The 17074-nt window shown below is 70.6% G+C and carries 14 protein-coding genes and 1 pseudogene; 9 read left to right on the forward strand and 6 right to left on the reverse strand.

Features of this window, described 5'->3' with window-relative positions; translation table 11 throughout:
* Window positions 1–28: 28 nt before the first annotated feature.
* Window positions 29–1924: a LamG-like jellyroll fold domain-containing protein gene (locus ACFV6V_RS15805; RefSeq protein ID WP_385564694.1), complete on the reverse strand. Its 1896-nt coding sequence runs from the start codon at window positions 1922–1924 to the stop codon at window positions 29–31.
* 511 nt (window positions 1925–2435) lie between these two features.
* On the opposite strand from ACFV6V_RS15805, the gene ACFV6V_RS15810 reads away from it, so the two are divergent.
* Window positions 2436–3125: a response regulator transcription factor gene (locus ACFV6V_RS15810; protein ID WP_385564697.1), complete on the forward strand. Its 690-nt coding sequence runs from the start codon at window positions 2436–2438 to the stop codon at window positions 3123–3125.
* Window positions 3122–4483 carry an ATP-binding protein gene (locus ACFV6V_RS15815; protein WP_385564699.1) on the forward strand — a complete coding sequence of 454 codons (1362 nt, stop codon included), beginning with the start codon at window positions 3122–3124 and terminating at the stop codon, window positions 4481–4483. The genes ACFV6V_RS15810 and ACFV6V_RS15815 overlap by 4 nt, the downstream gene beginning before the upstream one ends.
* A 15-nt stretch (window positions 4484–4498) precedes the next feature.
* Here ACFV6V_RS15815 and ACFV6V_RS15820 read toward each other — a convergent pair whose 3' ends face one another.
* From ACFV6V_RS15820 to ACFV6V_RS15830, 3 genes are all read right to left on the reverse strand, one after another.
* Complete coding sequence (locus ACFV6V_RS15820) at window positions 4499–5578, reverse strand: trypsin-like serine peptidase (protein WP_385564702.1); 1080 nt, start codon at window positions 5576–5578, stop codon at window positions 4499–4501.
* Window positions 5579–5804: 226 nt separating this feature from the next.
* A complete protein-coding gene (locus tag ACFV6V_RS15825) occupies window positions 5805–6443 on the reverse strand; it encodes an alpha-ketoglutarate-dependent dioxygenase AlkB (protein WP_385564704.1) in 639 nt (212 codons plus the stop codon).
* A 104-nt stretch (window positions 6444–6547) separates the two neighbouring features.
* Window positions 6548–7531: an aldo/keto reductase gene (locus ACFV6V_RS15830; RefSeq protein WP_385564707.1), complete on the reverse strand. Its 984-nt coding sequence runs from the start codon at window positions 7529–7531 to the stop codon at window positions 6548–6550.
* Between the two features lie 99 nt (window positions 7532–7630).
* On the opposite strand from ACFV6V_RS15830, the gene ACFV6V_RS15835 reads away from it, so the two are divergent.
* The 4 genes and pseudogenes from ACFV6V_RS15835 to ACFV6V_RS15850 form a co-directional block, all read left to right on the forward strand.
* Window positions 7631–8224, forward strand: a complete 594-nt coding sequence (locus ACFV6V_RS15835) for a TetR family transcriptional regulator (RefSeq protein ID WP_385564710.1) — start codon at window positions 7631–7633, stop codon at window positions 8222–8224.
* 148 nt (window positions 8225–8372) lie between these two features.
* On the forward strand, window positions 8373–9584 hold the full coding sequence (locus ACFV6V_RS15840) for a pyridoxal phosphate-dependent aminotransferase (protein ID WP_385564713.1): 1212 nt from the start codon (window positions 8373–8375) through the stop codon (window positions 9582–9584).
* A gap of 84 nt (window positions 9585–9668) precedes the next feature.
* The gene (locus tag ACFV6V_RS15845; RefSeq protein ID WP_385564715.1) at window positions 9669–10064 is read left to right on the forward strand and encodes a hypothetical protein; all 396 of its coding nucleotides are present in this window, start codon (window positions 9669–9671) and stop codon (window positions 10062–10064) included.
* 100 nt (window positions 10065–10164) lie between these two features.
* Window positions 10165–10410 (forward strand): annotated as a pseudogene (locus ACFV6V_RS15850) (hypothetical protein); the annotation flags it as partial.
* An 82-nt stretch (window positions 10411–10492) separates the two neighbouring features.
* Here ACFV6V_RS15850 and ACFV6V_RS15855 read toward each other — a convergent pair.
* On the reverse strand, window positions 10493–12316 hold the full coding sequence (locus tag ACFV6V_RS15855; RefSeq protein WP_385564718.1) for a phosphoenolpyruvate carboxykinase (GTP): 1824 nt from the start codon (window positions 12314–12316) through the stop codon (window positions 10493–10495).
* Between the two features lie 218 nt (window positions 12317–12534).
* On the opposite strand from ACFV6V_RS15855, the gene ACFV6V_RS15860 reads away from it, so the two are divergent.
* On the forward strand, window positions 12535–13230 hold the full coding sequence (locus tag ACFV6V_RS15860) for a hemolysin III family protein (RefSeq protein WP_385564721.1): 696 nt from the start codon (window positions 12535–12537) through the stop codon (window positions 13228–13230).
* Window positions 13231–13319: 89 nt separating this feature from the next.
* Entirely contained in the window at window positions 13320–13958 is a 639-nt protein-coding gene (locus ACFV6V_RS15865) for a TetR/AcrR family transcriptional regulator (protein ID WP_385564724.1), read from the forward strand.
* A 24-nt stretch (window positions 13959–13982) separates the two neighbouring features.
* Here the strand turns inward: ACFV6V_RS15865 and ACFV6V_RS15870 are convergent, their stop codons facing one another.
* Entirely contained in the window at window positions 13983–16016 is a 2034-nt protein-coding gene (locus ACFV6V_RS15870; RefSeq protein WP_385564727.1) for a thioredoxin domain-containing protein, read from the reverse strand.
* A 180-nt stretch (window positions 16017–16196) separates the two neighbouring features.
* On the opposite strand from ACFV6V_RS15870, the gene ACFV6V_RS15875 reads away from it, so the two are divergent.
* The gene (locus tag ACFV6V_RS15875) at window positions 16197–16763 is read left to right on the forward strand and encodes a Uma2 family endonuclease (RefSeq protein ID WP_385564730.1); all 567 of its coding nucleotides are present in this window, start codon (window positions 16197–16199) and stop codon (window positions 16761–16763) included.
* Window positions 16764–17074 lie beyond the last annotated feature (311 nt).

Genomic DNA, 17074 nt, shown 5'->3' on the forward strand with positions numbered 1-17074 from the left:
GGCTGACGGCTGACGGCTGACCTTGGCGTCACTTCGGCGGGGTCGTCGCCAGCGTGGCGGCCTCCGAGTCCCCGAGGGCGCGCGGGAAGGCGCGTACGTCGCCGATGAGTCCGGAGAACCGGTCGGCGTCCCCGCCGTTCCACTTGGCGCGCCCGACGACGAAGTTGCCGTCGGCGCCCCAGTCACCGGAGTGCTTCGCGGTGTCCTCCAGTACGCCGTTGACGTACAGGCGGATCTCGTCCCTTCCGTCGTCGTAGACGCCGGTGAGGTGCGCCCAGGTGCCGACCGCAGGCCGCGTCACGGACTCGGCCTGGTCCTTGTCGGCGCGGGTGGAGTCGTCGTCGCGGACGGCCATGGTCCAGCGGTCGACGCGTGGGTCGTACTGGAGGAAGAAGCCGCTGATCCGGTCGCCGTCCTGGCTGAGCGCCGTGTGGAAGTCGCCCTTGGAGGCGAGGTTCACCCAGGCGGCGACGGTGAAGCTCTGGTTGGTGTCCACCGCGGGGCGTACCGACTCGACGTACTGGCTCTGCCCGTCGAAGCGCAGCGCCCCACTGCCGTCGGGGGTCGGGCCGTTGACCAGCACGCCGGTGTTGCCGTTGCCGGAGGCGTCGGTGGTCGTGGCGCCGGTCTTCCCGCGCCAGCTCCAGGAGACGGCGGCACCGGGAACCACCGGTGGCGCGGGTGTCGCGGGCTTGCGGCTCGGGGAGGCGCTGGGGCGTGCCGGGGGCTTGGGTGTGGCCGACGGCGACGCGGACGCAGACGGAGAGGCCGACGGTGAGGCCGATGCCGAGCCCGGTGCCGACGGCAGCAGCGATGTCCCGGCGGCTCCGGGTACGAGGGTCCCGCTGACGGCGGTCGGGTGTGCGGGGCCGCCCTCGGTGAACGCGACGATGGTGGCCGGTACGGCGACGGCGAGGCAGACGAGCGCACCCACGGCCGCCAGTCGGCGTGTGCGCTGCTTGCGGTCAGGGCCGGGTTTCGCGAGGCCGCTCGCGCCGACCCGGCGCTCACCGGCCGGGCGTTCCGCGATGTAGCGGGCACCGCCCCAGGCCAGGATGCCCTCGGCGAGCAGGATGTCGTGGCGCCCCAGCATCCGCCGCAGGTCGTCGTAGGCCCGGCTGCACCCTCCCGGGCACTGTGCGAGATGGGACTTCAGATGGCCGTCCACCGGGTGGTTGGCGAGCCGTGCGGACGCCACGACGATGCGCTTGAAGTGACGGCAGTCGCCTGCCGCCTGCTCCTCGTAGGCCCGCACATAGGCGGCACGGAAGGCATCGCGGGCGTTGCCAGGGCTGCCTGGGGGGAGGTCGGCCTCGGTGGCGCCGATGTAGCGCAGGATCTCCGGGAGCTCCTCGCCCTCCACGGTGTCGTGCCACAGCAGTGTCTGGGTCTGCGACGGAAGGCTCGTGAAGGCCTCCAGGATCAGCGACGGCCCACTGCCCTGGCCCTCTCCGGAGGCCTCCAGCGCGGTCCGCAGATCGGGTCCGAGGTCGGTGCCACGGCCCGAGCGCAGCCAAGTGCCGGCGACGGACAGCACGGTGCTGAGCAGATGGGGCCGCCAGGCGGGCTCGGACAGCGCCGAGGCGTCGCGTACCGCCTTGCGGCCCGCCTCGGCGGCGAGTTCGTCGGCGGCGTGCGGGGTGGCGGCGCACAGTGCCGCGAACCGGAGCAGCGCGGCCCCGTGACGGTCGTGCAGTTCGGCCGCGGCCCGGTCGACGGAACCGGCTGCGGAGGCGGAAGCGGGGCGGCAGCGGACGATCCGCACGAGGGCGGTGTCGCCGACGCGGTGCACATGCTCGGTGCCTTCGGGAGTGCCGGCGTAGTCGTCGTGGTTGCCGGCATCCTCGCTCGCGGAGCCGGTGGTCCGCGCCTCCCCTGCCCCCGCCGCTGATGCGGGCCGGGCGTACTGTCCGGGCTGAACCACCTGGTCGCTCCTGGTCACTCGTCAGCCCGGCGATCAAGGGGCGCGCCGAACCATCGACTCCCCCCGGGTCCCGTCCCCCGCGCCTGCACGCAGGGCCCCCGACGGCACCACTCGCCGGACCATCGCTGTTACGTGTCGGCCGTGGCATGACGTCAACCAGCCACTAGATGGCTGAATGTAGCCGCATGCACGGAAGACGTCCAGCAGTCACCGACAACACAAAATCCGGATGAGAGCCCTCCGCTTTTCTGTGGAGATCACGGCAGGTGGCTGAATTACCGGGACACCCCGCAAATGGAGCGGGAACCTCGCCATGCGCGCGCCGGGCACGTGCGAACTCCCTGCGCTTTCCCACCGGGGGGGGGGACAACTCGGAAGGCGCACTTCACCGGCAGCGGATTTTCCCCATACCGCGGCCGACCGCGTCGAAGATCAATTCACGGTCGACCAGTTTGCGAAATGAGCAGGCTGCCGAAGCGAGCCTGAAAGCGAGGAGCTAACGTGCACGCCCATGGCCTCCGTCCTGCTCGTCGAAGACGACCCCGTCATACGGACCGCGCTCATCGAGGCGCTGTCCGCGCACGGGCATGCCGTGCGCACCGCCGCGGCCGGGTTCGATGCGTTGCGGGAGGCGGCGCAGGATCCGCCGGATGCCGTCGTGCTCGACCTCGGGCTACCCGATCTGGACGGAATGGACGTGCTGCGGATGCTGCGCGGGATCTCGCGGGTGCCGGTACTCGTGGCCACGGCGCGCGATGACGACGCGGAGATCATCAGGGTGCTCAACGCGGGGGCGGACGACTACGTCGTCAAACCGTTCTCCGGCGGGCAACTCGCGGCGCGGCTCGCTGCCGTGCTGCGGCGGTCGGCGCCGGCGGACCACGCACCGGTGGTGTCGGCGGCACTGCGGATCGGGGAACTCCTCATCGATCCTCTCGCGCGCACGGCATTTCTTGCCGGGCATGAACTCGTGCTCACCAGGAGGGAGTTCGATCTGCTCGCGTATCTGGTCAGCAGGGCCGACCAGGTGGTGTCGCGGCGCCGCATCCTGACCGATGTGTGGCGTCGGCCGTACGTGGACGAGCAGACCGTGGACGTGCATCTCTCGGCGCTGCGCCGCAAGCTGGGCGAGAGCCCGGCCGCGCCGCGTTATCTGCACACCGTGCGGGGCATCGGCATCAAGCTGGTGACCCCGCGGTGAGGCGCGCGCTCGCGGGGGTCTCGCTCGGCGTGACGCTCGTCATCACACTCTCCTTCCTCGTACCGCTGAGTCTGCTCGTCCGCTCCCAGGCCAGGGAGCGTGTGACCTCCGCCGCCGAGCTGCAGGCCACGGCGCTCGCTCCGCTGCTCGCGTTCACCACACAGCCCGGCAAGGTGAGGCAGGTGCTTGCGGAGACCGATCCGCAGGGGCGGCGGCTTGCCGTGCGGCTGCCCGACGGGCAGTTCGCCGGTACGCCGCGTGCTCCCCGTGCCGAGCTGCTGAGGGCAGTCCGGCTCAGGAAGACCTCGTCCCTCGACGTCGCCGGCGGGTGGGTCTACCTGCACCCCGTCGTCCTGCCCGGGGGCGGGGTCGCCGTGATCGAGGCGTACGCGAACGAGGACGAGCTCACCGAAGGGGTGGCCACCTCCTGGGCCGTGATGTCCGTGCTGGCGCTCGGACTTGTCGTCGGGTCGGTCCTGGTCGCCGACCGGCTCGGGGGCGGTGTCATCCGGTCGGCCCGGGGACTGTCCCGGGCCGCGCACGCGCTGGGCGCCGGTGATCTGATGGCCCGGGTCGAACCTCATGGGCCCGCGGAACTCCGGGAGGTCGGGGCCGCCTTCAACGGGATGGCCGACCGGATCACACAACTCCTCGCCGTGGAGCGTGAGCTGATCGCGGATCTGTCACACCGGCTGCGTACACCGCTCACGGCCCTGCGCCTCGAAGCGGAACGTCTGGGCGGGACGACCGACGTGCGCCGTCTCACCGCGGCCGTGTCCGAGCTGGAGTCGGAGGTCGACACGATGATCTCCGCCGCCCGCACGCCCCTCGCCTCGTCGGCCCTGCCCGACGAGGACCACGAACCCGGGTACTGCTCGGTAGCCGAACTCGTCGGGCGTCGACTGGACTTCTGGGGCGTACTGGCCGAGCAGCAGCACCGCTCCTGCACACGCGAAGTGACCTCCGAAGCCACGGCCGTGCGCATGGCGCAGGAGGACCTGGCCACGGTCGTGGACACCCTCCTCGGCAATGTCTTCCGGCACACCGCCCAGGGCACCGCGCTCTGCGTCCGCGTCGAGCGCTCCGCGCAGGCGGTGCTGTTCACCGTGGACGATGCCGGGCCCGGCATCGTCGATCCGCACAGCGCGCTGGCGCGCGGCGTCAGCGAAGGAGGGTCCACCGGGCTCGGGCTCAACATCGCGGACCGGGCCGTCCGGGACGCCGGGGGGCGGCTGGGCATCGCCCGCTCCCCGATGGGCGGTGCCCGCGTGCAGGTGTCGCTCCCACTGGTCACGCCGAAGGGCGACGCACAGGGGCGAGCAGTCCGCCGCCGCGCGCGGGGGCTGCTCGCCCGTTGAGCCCGGTGGCCTCGCTCAGCCCTTGTCGCCGGCGAAGCGCTTGGCCGTCTGGAAGGTCCGCCAGGCGTCGTCGCCGAGTGTCGCCGCGGCCGCCGCGTTCTGTCCGTTGTGCTTGAACGTGCCGTGGTTCACCCCGACCATGACCCAGTTGCCGCCGCCCTGGTCGGCGAACCAGGGGCCGCCCGATGCGCCGTCACCCAGGTTGGAGCAGGTGTTCACACCCCAGATCACCGAGCTGTCGGGGTCCTTGCCGCGGTTGGCGGGCAGCGCACGCGTCTGCTTCTGGCACAGGTCCAGGCGGTAACGGCCGACGGCCTCCGAGGGATAACCGGCGATCTTCAACTGGCGACCGGTGAGGGAGTTCTCCGAACGGCTCGGGACCCAGCCGACCGTATCGCCGATGCTGCGTCCGTTCTTCGGCTCCAGCACCACGAAGGCGACGTCGTACGCGGTGCGTTCCCAGGAGCTCCTGCCCGCGTTGTACTCGGGGTGGACGAAAATACGCGAGGAGCGGTAGTAGTCCTTGAACTTGGGCTGCTTGCTGGAATTCAGGGCGGGGGCGAAGAACGCTTCCCGGTTCCCGGCGCGTTCATTCGGCTTGACGACGCAGTGCGCGGCCGTCGCGATGACGTTCCGCGAGACCACGGCGGCACTGCACTGGGTGTAGCGGGGAAGGAAGTCGGTGCCCGCGTAGTCGAAGTCGACGGCGAGATATCCGATCGCCTGCTCCGTGACATCGGGGACGGCCCGGTTGCCGCCGCTGGTGACGAGGGCCGCCGCCTTCGCACGACCGGGCGAGCTACGGCTCGCGCCCGGGGCAGTCCCCTGCTCGGAACTCTTGGGCGTGGAGGCCTTCGACGTATTCGCCTCTCCAGGCCGGGTCGCGCTCGCCGGTCTTCCGTGCCCGTTCCCCCTGGCGTTTCCGTTCCCCCCGGGACGCGCGGCGGAGCCGGATTCCGCACTCGGCGTACGCGACTTCTTCGACTGTCCGGACTGCCCCGCCTGCGCCACGGGTCTGCCCGAGCCCTGGCCCGTGTCGATACAGGCGAGTGCGGAGCCGCCGCCGAGTACCGCGATGGCGACTCCCGCAGCCACCGATATCTTCAGCCGTGGCTTCCTCGACGGTGCCGAATGACGACCGTGCTTCGCGTGATCGGTGCCCATATGACCGCTGCTCCTGCTCCTCCTCGACGGACGTTCCTCCGGGACCATATGCAGCGGAAGTCCCGGTGACACCGTTGAGAAAAGAGCCCTAAGCGGTTCTTCAAAGTCCCTTAAGAGTCGGGCCCGTCGGGCGGGTGGACGCACCGGCCCGTCGGGCTCAGCTCACCCCGCGCGGCCGGAACTGGATGCTGATCCGGGGCCCGACCGCCCGCGCGGTCTTCGGCACGGCGTGCTCCCATGTGCGCTGACAGGAACCACCCATGACGACCAGGTCGCCGTGCCCCAGCGCCCTGCGGACCGGGGCATGACGACCACTGCGGGACCGCAGCGCGAGGTCGCGCGGGAAACCGACGGAGAGAATGGCGACCATGGTGTCCTGGCGGGAGCCGCGTCCGTTCGTGTCGCCGTGCCAGGCGACGCTGTCGCGGCCGTCGCGGTAGTAGCAGAGCCCCGCCGACACGAAGGGCTCGCCGAGTTCACCGGCGTAGTACGCGGACAGGGCGTCCCTGGCCTCGGCGATGACGGGGTGCGGCAGTGGCTCGCCCGCGGGGTAGTGCGCGAGGAGGCGGGGCACGTCGACCTCGCGGTCGTACATCCGCCAGCGTTCGGCGCGCCAGGCGACACCCCCGGCCAGCGCCTCGAACAAAGCGCCCGCTCCGGAGAGCCAGCCGGGCAGGGTGTCGAGCCAGGCTCCGTCGCCGAGCACGGTGCGGCGGATGTCCGCACGCCTCAGCGGACCGAGGCGGATCTCGTCGGTCTGGTCGAAGAGCGAGCCTTGCAGAGGGACCGCGGCCATGGTTCCAGGATACCGAGAAACCGAACATATGAGCTATTCGATAATCGGCCACCCTCGCCACCGCCCCCGCCCGACTCACCTGCGGAGCGCCCGCCCCTCGCGGCTCAGCCGTTGAGGGTCTGCATCAGATGGGGCGCATAGCGGTCACCGGAGGCGACTCCCCGCGGTGCCACCGCCTCGATGGCCGCGAGGTCGTCGGCGCTGAGGTCGACGGCCACGGCCGCGGCGTTCTCCTCCAGGTAGCGGCGGCGCTTGGTCCCGGGGATCGGGACCGCACCCTGACCGAGCACCCAGGCCAGTGCGAGCTGGGACGAAGTGGCGGACTTCTCGGCGGCGAGCCGCCGGACCTCGTCGACGACGGCGAGGTTGCGGGCGAAGTTCTCACCCTGGAAGCGCGGGTCGGTACGGCGGAAGTCGTCGTCGGCGAAGTCGGCGGGCGAGCCGATGGCCCCGGACAGAAAGCCCCGGCCGAGAGGCGAGTACGCGACGAGGCCGATACCGAGCTCCTCCAGCGCGGCCTTGACGCCGTCACCCTCGATTCCCCGCTCGAACAGCGAGTACTCGGTCTGCACGGCGGTCAGCGGGTGTACGGCATGAGCCCGCCGGATCGTCGCGGCCGCCGCCTCGCTGATCCCCAGATAACGGACCTTGCCGGCCGCGACGAGCTCCGCCATGGCCCCGACGCTCTCCTCGATGGGCACGGTCGGGTCGACGCGGTGCAGATAGTAGAGGTCGATGTGGTCCGTGCCGAGCCGGCGCAGTGAACCGTCCACGGCCCGGTGGATGTACTCGGGCCGGCCGTTGAGCCCGACCAGGGTGCCGTCGTCGGTGAACTCGACCCCGGTCTTGGTGGCGATCACGACGCGCTCACGGCGGCCGGCGACCGCTTTGCCGACCAGCTCCTCGTTGAGGTACGGGCCATAGCCCTCGGCGGTGTCCAGCATGGTGATCCCGAGCTCCAGGGCGCGGTCGATCGTGGCCAGCGACTCGGCGTCGTCGGTCGCACCGTAGAAGGCGCTCATCCCCATGCAGCCGAGCCCTTCGGCTCCGACGACCAGGCCCTGGGACCCCAGCGCACGCTGCTCCATCACGATTCTCCTCCACTAAGTAACTAACTCGTTAGTTCCATCATGCGGCCGGATCGCCGCCATGTCAATAACTGGATAGTTACCGGGTAGGCTGCCTCCGTGGCACGGGACTCCAGCGCAACCAAGGCACGCCTCCTCGACGCGGCCCTCACCGAGTTCGCCGAGTACGGCATCGCGGGCGCCCGGGTCGACCGCATCGCCGAGACGGCCGGGGCGAACAAGCGCCTGATCTACGTCTACTTCGGCAACAAGGAGCAGCTCTTCGACCTGGTGCTCCAGCAGGCCATGGAGCAGGGCGCCGAGTCGGTGCCGTTCGACGCGTCGGACCTGCCGGGATACGCCGGCGCGATCTTCGACCACCTCGCCGACCGGCCGGCGCTGATGCGGCTCGTGGCCTGGAAGCAGCTGGAGCGCCCCGGGACCTCGGCCGCCGGGGCCGAGGCCTACCGCGGCAAGACCGCGGCCGTGGCCGCCGAGCAGGAGGCGGGGCGCGTCGACGCGGGCACCGATCCGGCCGACATGCTCACGCTCGTGCTCTCCCTGGCCCAGTCCTGGTTCGCCGCCCCCGGAGGCCCCGCCACCGACGCGGACGGCACCGCATGGCACGGCGGGCGCCGGGAGCGCTACCGCGCCGCCGTCGTGGCCGCGGTGGCCCGCATCGTCGCACCGGCCGGGCCCGGCAGCCGTATCTGAGGCAGTCCGCCTCCCCCTCCCGGCCCCACCCGAACGGGCGGCACCGCGAACCCCCGTACCCCCTGCGAGCTGCGCCGGACTCCCGGCGGCTGCCCGACGTGTCCCAAAACACCAAGCGCCCCGCGGAAGGCCCCCGTAAGCTCGCGTCATGCAGGTGATCCAGTCGACCAAGCTCGCCAACGTCTGTTACGAGATCCGGGGCCCGGTGCTCGAGGAGGCGATGCGGCTGGAGGCAGCCGGCCACCGCATCCTCAAGCTGAACACCGGCAACCCGGCGGCTTTCGGTTTCGAGTGCCCCCCCGCGATCCTCGAGGACATCCTGCGGAACGTGGGCAGCGCCCACGGTTACGGTGACGCCAAGGGCCTGCTCAGCGCGCGGCGCGCGATCATGAGCCACTACGAGACCAAGGGCATCCCGCTCTCCGTCGAGGACATCTACCTCGGCAACGGCGTGTCCGAGCTGATCCAGATGTCGATGCAGGCCCTGCTCGACGACGGCGACGAGGTGCTCGTGCCGGCTCCGGACTATCCGCTGTGGACCGCGTCCGTCTCACTCGCCGGTGGCACGGCCGTGCACTACCGCTGCGACGAGCAGTCGGACTGGATGCCGGACCTCGCGGACATCGAGCGGAAGATCACCGATCGCACCAAGGCGATCGTGATCATCAACCCGAACAACCCCACCGGCGCCGTGTACGACGACGAGGTGCTGCGCGGCCTCACCGAGATCGCCCGGCGCCACCAGCTCGTGGTCTGCTCCGACGAGATCTACGACAAGATCCTCTACGACGGCGCCACACACACCCCGACCGCCGCGATCGCACCCGACCTGATGGTGCTGACGTTCAACGGGATGTCCAAGAACTACCGGGTTGCGGGCTACCGCAGCGGCTGGCTCGCGGTCTGCGGCCCGAAGGCGCACGCGACCTCGTACATCGAGGGCCTGACGATCCTCGCGAACATGCGGCTGTGCGCCAACATGCCGGCGCAGCACGCGGTGGCCGCCGCACTCCAGGGGCGGCAGTCGATCGAGGAACTGGTGCTCCCCGGCGGCCGGCTGCTCGAACAGCGGGACGTGGCGTACGACCTGCTGACCCAGATCCCCGGGGTGAGCTGCGTGAAGCCGAAGGGGGCGCTGTATCTGTTCCCGCGGCTCGACCCGAGCGTCTACAAGGTCAAGGACGACCGGCAGATGGTCCTGGACCTGCTGCGAGCCGAGAAGATCATGGTCGTGCACGGGACCGGGTTCAACTGGCACGAGCCCGACCACTTCCGGATCGTGACCCTGCCGAACGCCACGGACCTGGCGGACGCGGTGACCCGGATCGGGACTTTCCTGGACGGCTACAGCCAGCCATAAGGGGCCGTTTCCCCGATCGGGCATAACTTTAGACTGGATCCAAGGTAGGATGGTCTCCTGGCAGCGTGAGGGAGGCCATCCACCATGTACGAACCGATCCGCTCGAAGTCCGTCCATTCGGTGGCCGACGCCTCCGGCACCAGCGACTTCCCGCACCGCAGCCGCGAGGAGGAGCTGGACATCCAGCTCGCGGGTCACCTCGCCGCGCTCCTCGCCGTCACCGACGAACTCGGCCGCACGAGCGAGGCGGACCGCATCGCCACCGAGGTCGCCCGGCTGCGCGGCGCTCCGCCCGTGCGGCACGCGGGACTGACCGGCGCCGAGCCCGCGACCCTGCACGAGCGCGCCCTCGCGCTCGCCGGTCGCGCCCTGGTCGTCGCCGCGTCACGCGCGGACACCGTGGTCGCGATCCTGTCCGCCGAGTGCATGGACGCCCATACCGCCGCCCTGCGCGACGCGCAGCTCGTCGGCGCCCCCTGACGGCCCCGGTCCGCGGGCCGCAGAGGCGCGCGGACCGGGTGCCACCCAGTGCGGGACCAGCGGTGAACCAGCCATCAGGAAAGGCTGGTTCCGGTTGGCGGTGCACACCCTGTCCCGGGCGATCCGCCAGGACATCCCCGAGTCCGTCGACACCTATGTGCGCACCCGCTGGTGGGGCCGTCTCGGCCCGGGCAGGGAACCGCCCGAGCGGCATCTTGAGCGGCAGCTCGGGCTGCTGCACGCGGAGGCGGAGCGGCTCACCACGGGGCTCCGGGAGCAGGAGGCTCGTCGGCAGCAGACGCACACCCGTTATCTGGAGGACCGCGACCGGTCGAACTCCTCGTGAGGGAAAGCCGCGGAGAAAGGCCGGGGCCCGCCCCGTACGCCGTTGTACGGTGCGGGCCCGGGCCTCAGCTCCGAGTGGGTGTTCAGCCCAGCCGGGTGACCAGTGCGCGGTACTCGTCCCACAGCTCCTTCGGGGTGTGGTCACCGAAGGTGTTGAGGTGCTCGGGCACCAGCGCGGCTTCCTCGCGCCAGACGTCGGCGTCGACCTTGAGCAGGAAGTCCAGGTCCTCCTCGGGCATTTCGAGGCCCTGGGTGTCCAGCGACTCCTTCGTCGGGAGGATGCCGATCGGGGTCTCGACGCCCTCGGCCTTGCCCTCGAGGCGCTCCACGATCCACTTCAGCACCCGGCTGTTCTCGCCGAAGCCGGGCCAGACGAACTTGCCCGCGTCGTTCTTGCGGAACCAGTTCACGTAGTAGATCTTCGGCAGCTTGGCCTGGTCGGCGGACTGGCCGACCTTGATCCAGTGGGCCATGTAGTCGCCCATGTTGTAGCCGCAGAAGGGCAGCATCGCGAACGGGTCGCGGCGCAGCTCGCCGACCTTGCCCTCGGCGGCGGCGGTCTTCTCGGAGGCGACGTTGGCGCCGAGGAACACGCCGTGCTGCCAGTCGAAGGACTCGGTCACCAGCGGGACGGCCGAGGCGCGGCGGCCGCCGAAGAGGATCGCCGAGATCGGCACGCCCTTCGGGTCCTCCCACTCGGGCGCGATGATCGGGCACTGCGCGGCCGGGACGGTGAAGCGGGCGTTCGGGTGCGCGGCCGGGGTGTCCGACGCGGGCGTCCAGTCGTTGCCCTTCCAGTCGGTGAGGTGGGCCGGAGTGTCCTCCGTCATGCCCTCCCACCAGATGTCGTTGTCGTCGGTGAGCGCGACGTTGGTGAAGACCGCGTTGCCCCACAGGGTCTTCATGGCGTTGGCGTTGGTGTGCTCACCGGTGCCGGGCGCGACGCCGAAGAAGCCCGCCTCGGGGTTGATCGCGTAGAGCCGGCCGTCCTCGCCGAAGCGCATCCAGGCGATGTCGTCGCCGATGGTCTCCACGGTCCAGCCGGAGATGGTGGGCTCCAGCATGGCGAGGTTGGTCTTGCCGCAGGCGGACGGGAAGGCGGCGGCGACGTACTTGGGCTCACCCTGCGGCGGGGTCAGCTTGAGGACGAGCATGTGCTCGGCGAGCCAGCCCTCGTCACGGGCCATGACGGAGGCGATGCGCAGGGCGTAGCACTTCTTCCCGAGCAGCGCGTTGCCGCCGTAGCCGGACCCGTACGACCAGATCTCCCGGGACTCCGGGAAGTGCGAGATGTACTTGGTGCTGTTGCACGGCCACGGCACGTCGGCCTCGCCCTCGGCGAGCGGGGCGCCGAGGGTGTGGACCGCCTTCACGAAGAAGCCGTCCTCGCCGAGCTGGTCGAGGACGTCCTGCCCCATCCGGGTCATGGTGCGCATGGAGACCGCGACATAGGCGGAGTCGGTGATCTCGACGCCGAGCGCGGACAGCGGCGAGCCGAGCGGGCCCATGCAGAAGGGGACCACGTACATGGTCCGGCCCTTCATCGAGCCGCGGAAGATCCCCTTGTCACCGGTGAAGATCTCCCGCATCTCGGCGGGGGCCTTCCAGTGGTTCGTGGGGCCCGCGTCCTCCTCCTTCTCGGCGCAGATGAAGGTGCGGTCCTCGACACGGGCGACGTCGGAGGGGTCGGAAGCGGCGTAGTAGGAGTTCGGGCGCTTGATCGGGTCCAGCTTGCGGAAGGTGCCCTTGGCGACGAGCTCCTCGCTCAGGCGGTCGTACTCGGCCTCGGACCCGTCGCACCAGACCACCCTGTCCGGCTGCGTGATGGCTGCTATCTCATCGACCCATGCGATGAGTTCCTGGTGGTTGGTGGGGACGGTGCCGGGAGCCGCGATGTCGCGCGCCACGATTGCTCCTAAGTGAGGGGTCTGAAGTTTGTTGCCCCGTGGGGGCTGCGACCCGGATGCTTCGTAGCCGCTCATCCGGTGCCGACCGCACTCATCTGATCATCCGTGCCGTGTGCGCATCTGTCCAGAGGACGTCTCACGTGAGCATGGCCACTCCTGCCCACGCGGATGCCGCACTCCCCTCCGTCAGGTTACGGAGGCGTAGGTAGCATGCCGCCATGACAGCAGCCGCCGCAGCGTCCGAAACGACCGATGCGACCGAGATCGACCACCTACCGGCGCTGAAGCCACGACTGCGGGGATGGCTGCACGCCGGGATGTTTCCCGCCGCGGTCATCGCGGGCATCGTGCTCACGACGCTCGCGCACTCGACCCGCGGGCGGATCGCTTGCGGTATCTATACGCTCACCGCCTGTCTGCTCTTCGGTGTGAGCGCGCTCTACCACCGAGGCGACTGGGGCCCACGGGCCGCTGCCGTGCTGCGCCGGCTGGACCACGCGAACATCTTCCTGATCATCGCGGGTACGTATACCCCGCTGACGCTGCTCCTCCTGCCGGACTCCACCGGGCGGGTGCTCCTGTGGGCGGTCTGGGCGGCAGCGGTGGCGGGAATCGCCTTCCGGGTGTTCTGGGTGGGCGCCCCTCGCTGGCTGTACACACCCTGTTACATAGCGATGGGCTGGGCGGCGGTCTTCTTCCTGCCCGACTTCATGCGCAAGGGCGGCATCGCGGTGCTGGTGCTCGTGATCATCGGTGGTCTGCTCTACAGCGCGGGCGGGGTGATCTACGGGATCAAGCGACCGAACCCGTCGCCGCGGTGGTTCGGCTTCCACGAGGTCTTCCACTCGTTCACGCTGGCGGCCTTCGTCGTCCACTACGTGGGCATCTCTCTGGTGGCGTACCAGCACTCGTGAGCCGGAGTCGGTACCGGGGCCGGGCTGTGGCCGGGGCCGGGGCTCGGTCGCGGGCCCCGGGCAGCCTCCGGTGGAAGGACAATGAAGCCATGGCGGCCACCGCACGCACCCTCGACGACCACCGGCCCGTGCTGGGCCTGCGCGAGCGCAAGAAGCTCAAGACCCGCGCCGCGATCCGCGGGGCCGCGTACCGGCTGATCGCCGAACAGGGCTACGAGGCGACCACCACCGAGCAGATCGCGGCGGCGGCCGAGGTCTCCTTGTCCACGCTGTTCCGCTACTTCCCGGCCAAGGAGGACATCGTCCTCGCCGCGGACGACGCCTCCGGAGCCTCGGTGCCTTCCGCGCTGGAGTCGGCGCTGCGGGCGCGGCCCGCGGACGAACCCCCGCTGGAGTCACTGCGCTCCGCCGTCACACACACCGCCCGGGCCGCCCTGGGAAACGACCCCGGCGAACTACGCCTGCGCACCAGGCTGCTGGTGCAGGTCCCGGCCGTACGGGCCAGGCTGACCGAGAGCATGACGGCGACCGCCCTGCCTCTGTCGCGCGTGCTGGCCGAGCGAACCGGGCGGCAGCCCGACGACCTGGAGTTGCGCGTCTGCACCGCGGCGGTGCTCAGCACCCTGCGCGAGGTCACGCTCTACTGGGCGGAGCACGACCAGCGAGACGATCTGGTCGTGCTCCTGGACCGCGCACTCGACACGCTCAAGGAGGGACTGCCCCTCTGACCCTCCCGTCCGGTCTCCAGGGTCTTACGGGGTCAGCTCCCGCTCCAGCGCCGCATCGTCGGTCACCGGCGCGGCGCAGACGAAGTGCCGGCACACATACGCGGCAGGCCCCCCGCCTACCAGCGGCCGGTCCGCGAGCAGCGGGAACTCCCCGCTGTCCGGCTCTCCGGCCGCGACCACGGCGCCCGGGGCGGTGCCGAGCAGCGCAGCCCGGTGCAGGGCACGCGTCGCGGGGTCGTCCTGCGGACCGACCACCGCGACCTCACGCGGCCCGTCCAGCAGCGCCTCGGCGACGGCGAGCCCCCAGCCGATGAAGCGGGGCACCCGCGGACCCAGCGCCTTGACCACGCCCAACGCCCGCTCCGCGGCGCCGCGATGAGCCTCGGACCCGGTGTGCGCCGCATAGGAGAGCAGGGCGCCCGCGGCGGCGCTCCAGCCGGAGGGCGCGGCGTTGTCGGTGGGGTCCTGCGGACGCCGGATGAGCTGCTCGGCATCATGGGCGGTGTCGTACAGCTCCCCGTCGGGTCCGGTGAACCGGTCCAGCACCCCGTCGAGCAGCAGCCCGGCGAACTCCAGCCAGACCCCCTCGCCGGTGACGGACGTCAGCGCGAGGAAGCCCTCGGCGACATCGGCGTAGTCCTCCAGCACACCGGCGTTGACACCGGCCCGGCCGTCCTTGGAGGTGCGGACCAGGCGCGCGCCGGTGTCCAGGTGCAGCCGTACCAGCAGATCGGCGGCCTCCATCGCCCGCTCGACCAGATCGGGCCGGTCGAAGTAACCCCCCACCTCGGCGAGCGCGGCGATCGCGAGCCCGTTCCAGGCAGCGACGACCTTGTCATCCCGCCCCGGCCGTGGCCGCAGCTCCCGCGCGGCGAGCAGCCGCTCCCGTACGGAGGCGACCCGCGCGGCATCCTCAGCCGGCCCGTCCTGCGGCAACTGGAGCACGGAGGCGCCCTCCTCGAAGGTCCCCTCCTCGGTCACCCCGAAGCAGCGCCCGGCGAACTCCGCGTCCTCCGCACCCAGCGCGGCGACGAGCTGGGCGGGCGTCCAGACGTAGTACGCCCCTTCCACGTGCCGTTCGCTTCCCGCCTCGACGGCGCTGTCGGCGTCGAGGGCCGAGGCGAAGCCGCCCTCGGTGGTGCGCAGCTCCCGCACCATGAAGTCCGCGGTCTCCAGGGCGATCCTGCGGGCCAGGTCACTCCCGGTCAACCGCCACAGATGGGCGTAGACCCGGCACAGCAGCGCATTGTCGTAAAGCATCTTCTCGAAGTGCGGCACCACCCAGCGCTGGTCCACCGAGTAGCGTGCGAATCCGCCGCCGAGCTGGTCGTAGATCCCGCCCCTGGCCATCGCCTCGCAGGTGTCCGCGGCCATCTCCAGGGCTCCCTGGGCCCTGGTGCGCGCGTAGTGCCGCAGCAGGAACTCGACCACCATCGACGGCGGGAACTTCGGCGCCCCGCCGAATCCGCCGTTCACCGCGTCATAGTCCCTGGTCAGACTCAGCAACGCGGCGGCGGCCTCCTCATCCCCCGGCGCCCCACTGCCCGGCCCAAGGTCCAGCCGCCGTGCCGCCAGATCGCGGGTGATCTTCTCCGCGACCTCCCCGACCTCGTCGCGCCGCCCCGTCCACGCGGCGTGCACGCCTTCGAGCACCTGCCGGAAAGACGGCATCCCATGGCGGGCCTCGGGCGGGAAGTACGTGCCGAAGTAGAAGGGCTGCCCGTCCGGCGTCATGAACACGGACATGGGCCAGCCGCCCTGCCCGGTGGCCGCCTGCACCGCCTCCATGTACACGGCGTCCACGTCGGGGCGCTCTTCACGGTCCACCTTGACGGGCACGAAGTGCTCGTTCAGGTACGCAGCGGTGTCGTCGTCCTCGAAGGACTCGTGTGCCATGACGTGGCACCAGTGGCAGGCGCTGTAGCCCACGCTCAGGAAGACCGGCACGTCGCGCCGCCGGGCTTCCTCGAACGCGCCCGGTTCCCAAGGCCACCAGTCGACCGGATTGTCAGCGTGCTGAAGCAGATAAGGCGAGGTCACACCAGCCAGCCGGTTCATACGGCCAGCCTCTCACAACGCCCCAACCCGTCGGCGAGGCCCGCACGGGCCCTGCCTCGCACGGCCGAACTGCGCTGCACAAGATCGTCCCTTCCCGAAGGCGGGGGCCTCGGGACCACAGGACAGTAGGCTGAGCCCAGCAGCACCGGAACTGTGGAAGCTCCGCGAAGGAGGCACACCATGACCGCCGAGATGGTGGCGCCCGCATGGATGCATACCCAGATCAGCGCGGAGCAGTACGACTCCTGGTCCGAAGAGCAGTGTGCCGGCATTGAGATCGTGGACGGGATGGTCGTCGTGAGCCCGAGCGCCTCCAAGCGGCACAACCGGTTGGCCCGGCTCCTGGCCAATGCCCTGGACGCTGCCGCAGGCCCGGACTGGAACGCCGACACGGACTTCGACGTCCGCCTGCAGGACGTTCCCCTGACCAACCGCCGTCCGGATGTCACCGTCTACCGGGCGGAGACCATCGATCTCACGCCCACCCGCCCCGAACACGTGCTCCTGGTCGTCGAAGTCGTCTCGCCCGGCTCGGAGACCACCGACAGGATCGTGAAGGTGGACCAGTACGCCAAGGCCGGCATCCCTTTCTACTGGCGCATCGAACAGGCTGCCACCGGCGTCCCGATCACCTACACCTACGTCCTCGACCCCGCCACCAGGGCTTACAGGGAGGGCGAGATGTTCACCGGCATGATCAAGGCCGCCGCGCCCTTCTCCGTCACCGTGGACCCGGGAACCATCTGACGACCAACATCTGCGTGGGCGCTCTCATCAGCGGCCAGCACGGACCGAGGGAGATCGGTCACGCAGACGCGGTGGGCGAGCGGCAACGACGCCCCGTCGGCAGGCTGAGCGGTAGCCTCTCGCCGTCAGCGGCGCCCACCACCCGGTCGGCGCTTACGGTTCAACAAGTGCACTGGCACCAGTGCCAGGCGCTGTGGCCCACGCTCAGGAAGGCCGGCACATCGCGCCGCCGGGCTTCTCGAACGCGCACGGCCCCCAGGGTCACCAGTCAACGGGGCCTGTCCGCGTGCCGGAGGGGGTACAGGCACGTC

The sequence above is a fragment of the Streptomyces sp. NPDC059828 genome, assembly GCF_042731955.1.
In the GTDB taxonomy this organism is placed as follows: domain Bacteria; phylum Actinomycetota; class Actinomycetes; order Streptomycetales; family Streptomycetaceae; genus Streptomyces.

What these genes read in the sequence shown, in the direction of transcription:
- ACFV6V_RS15810 (WP_385564697.1), top strand. Translation starts at nt 2,436, where the DNA reads ATGGCCTCCGTCCTGCTCGTCGAAGACGACCCCGTCATACGGACCGCG.
- ACFV6V_RS15825 (WP_385564704.1), bottom strand. Translation starts at nt 6,443, where the DNA reads ATGGCCGCGGTCCCTCTGCAAGGCTCGCTCTTCGACCAGACCGACGAG.
- ACFV6V_RS15830 (WP_385564707.1), bottom strand. Translation starts at nt 7,531, where the DNA reads ATGGAGCAGCGTGCGCTGGGGTCCCAGGGCCTGGTCGTCGGAGCCGAA.
- ACFV6V_RS15840 (WP_385564713.1), top strand. Translation starts at nt 8,373, where the DNA reads ATGCAGGTGATCCAGTCGACCAAGCTCGCCAACGTCTGTTACGAGATC.
- ACFV6V_RS15845 (WP_385564715.1), top strand. Translation starts at nt 9,669, where the DNA reads ATGTACGAACCGATCCGCTCGAAGTCCGTCCATTCGGTGGCCGACGCC.
- ACFV6V_RS15860 (WP_385564721.1), top strand. Translation starts at nt 12,535, where the DNA reads ATGACAGCAGCCGCCGCAGCGTCCGAAACGACCGATGCGACCGAGATC.
- ACFV6V_RS15865 (WP_385564724.1), top strand. Translation starts at nt 13,320, where the DNA reads ATGGCGGCCACCGCACGCACCCTCGACGACCACCGGCCCGTGCTGGGC.
- ACFV6V_RS15870 (WP_385564727.1), bottom strand. Translation starts at nt 16,016, where the DNA reads ATGAACCGGCTGGCTGGTGTGACCTCGCCTTATCTGCTTCAGCACGCT.
- ACFV6V_RS15875 (WP_385564730.1), top strand. Translation starts at nt 16,197, where the DNA reads ATGACCGCCGAGATGGTGGCGCCCGCATGGATGCATACCCAGATCAGC.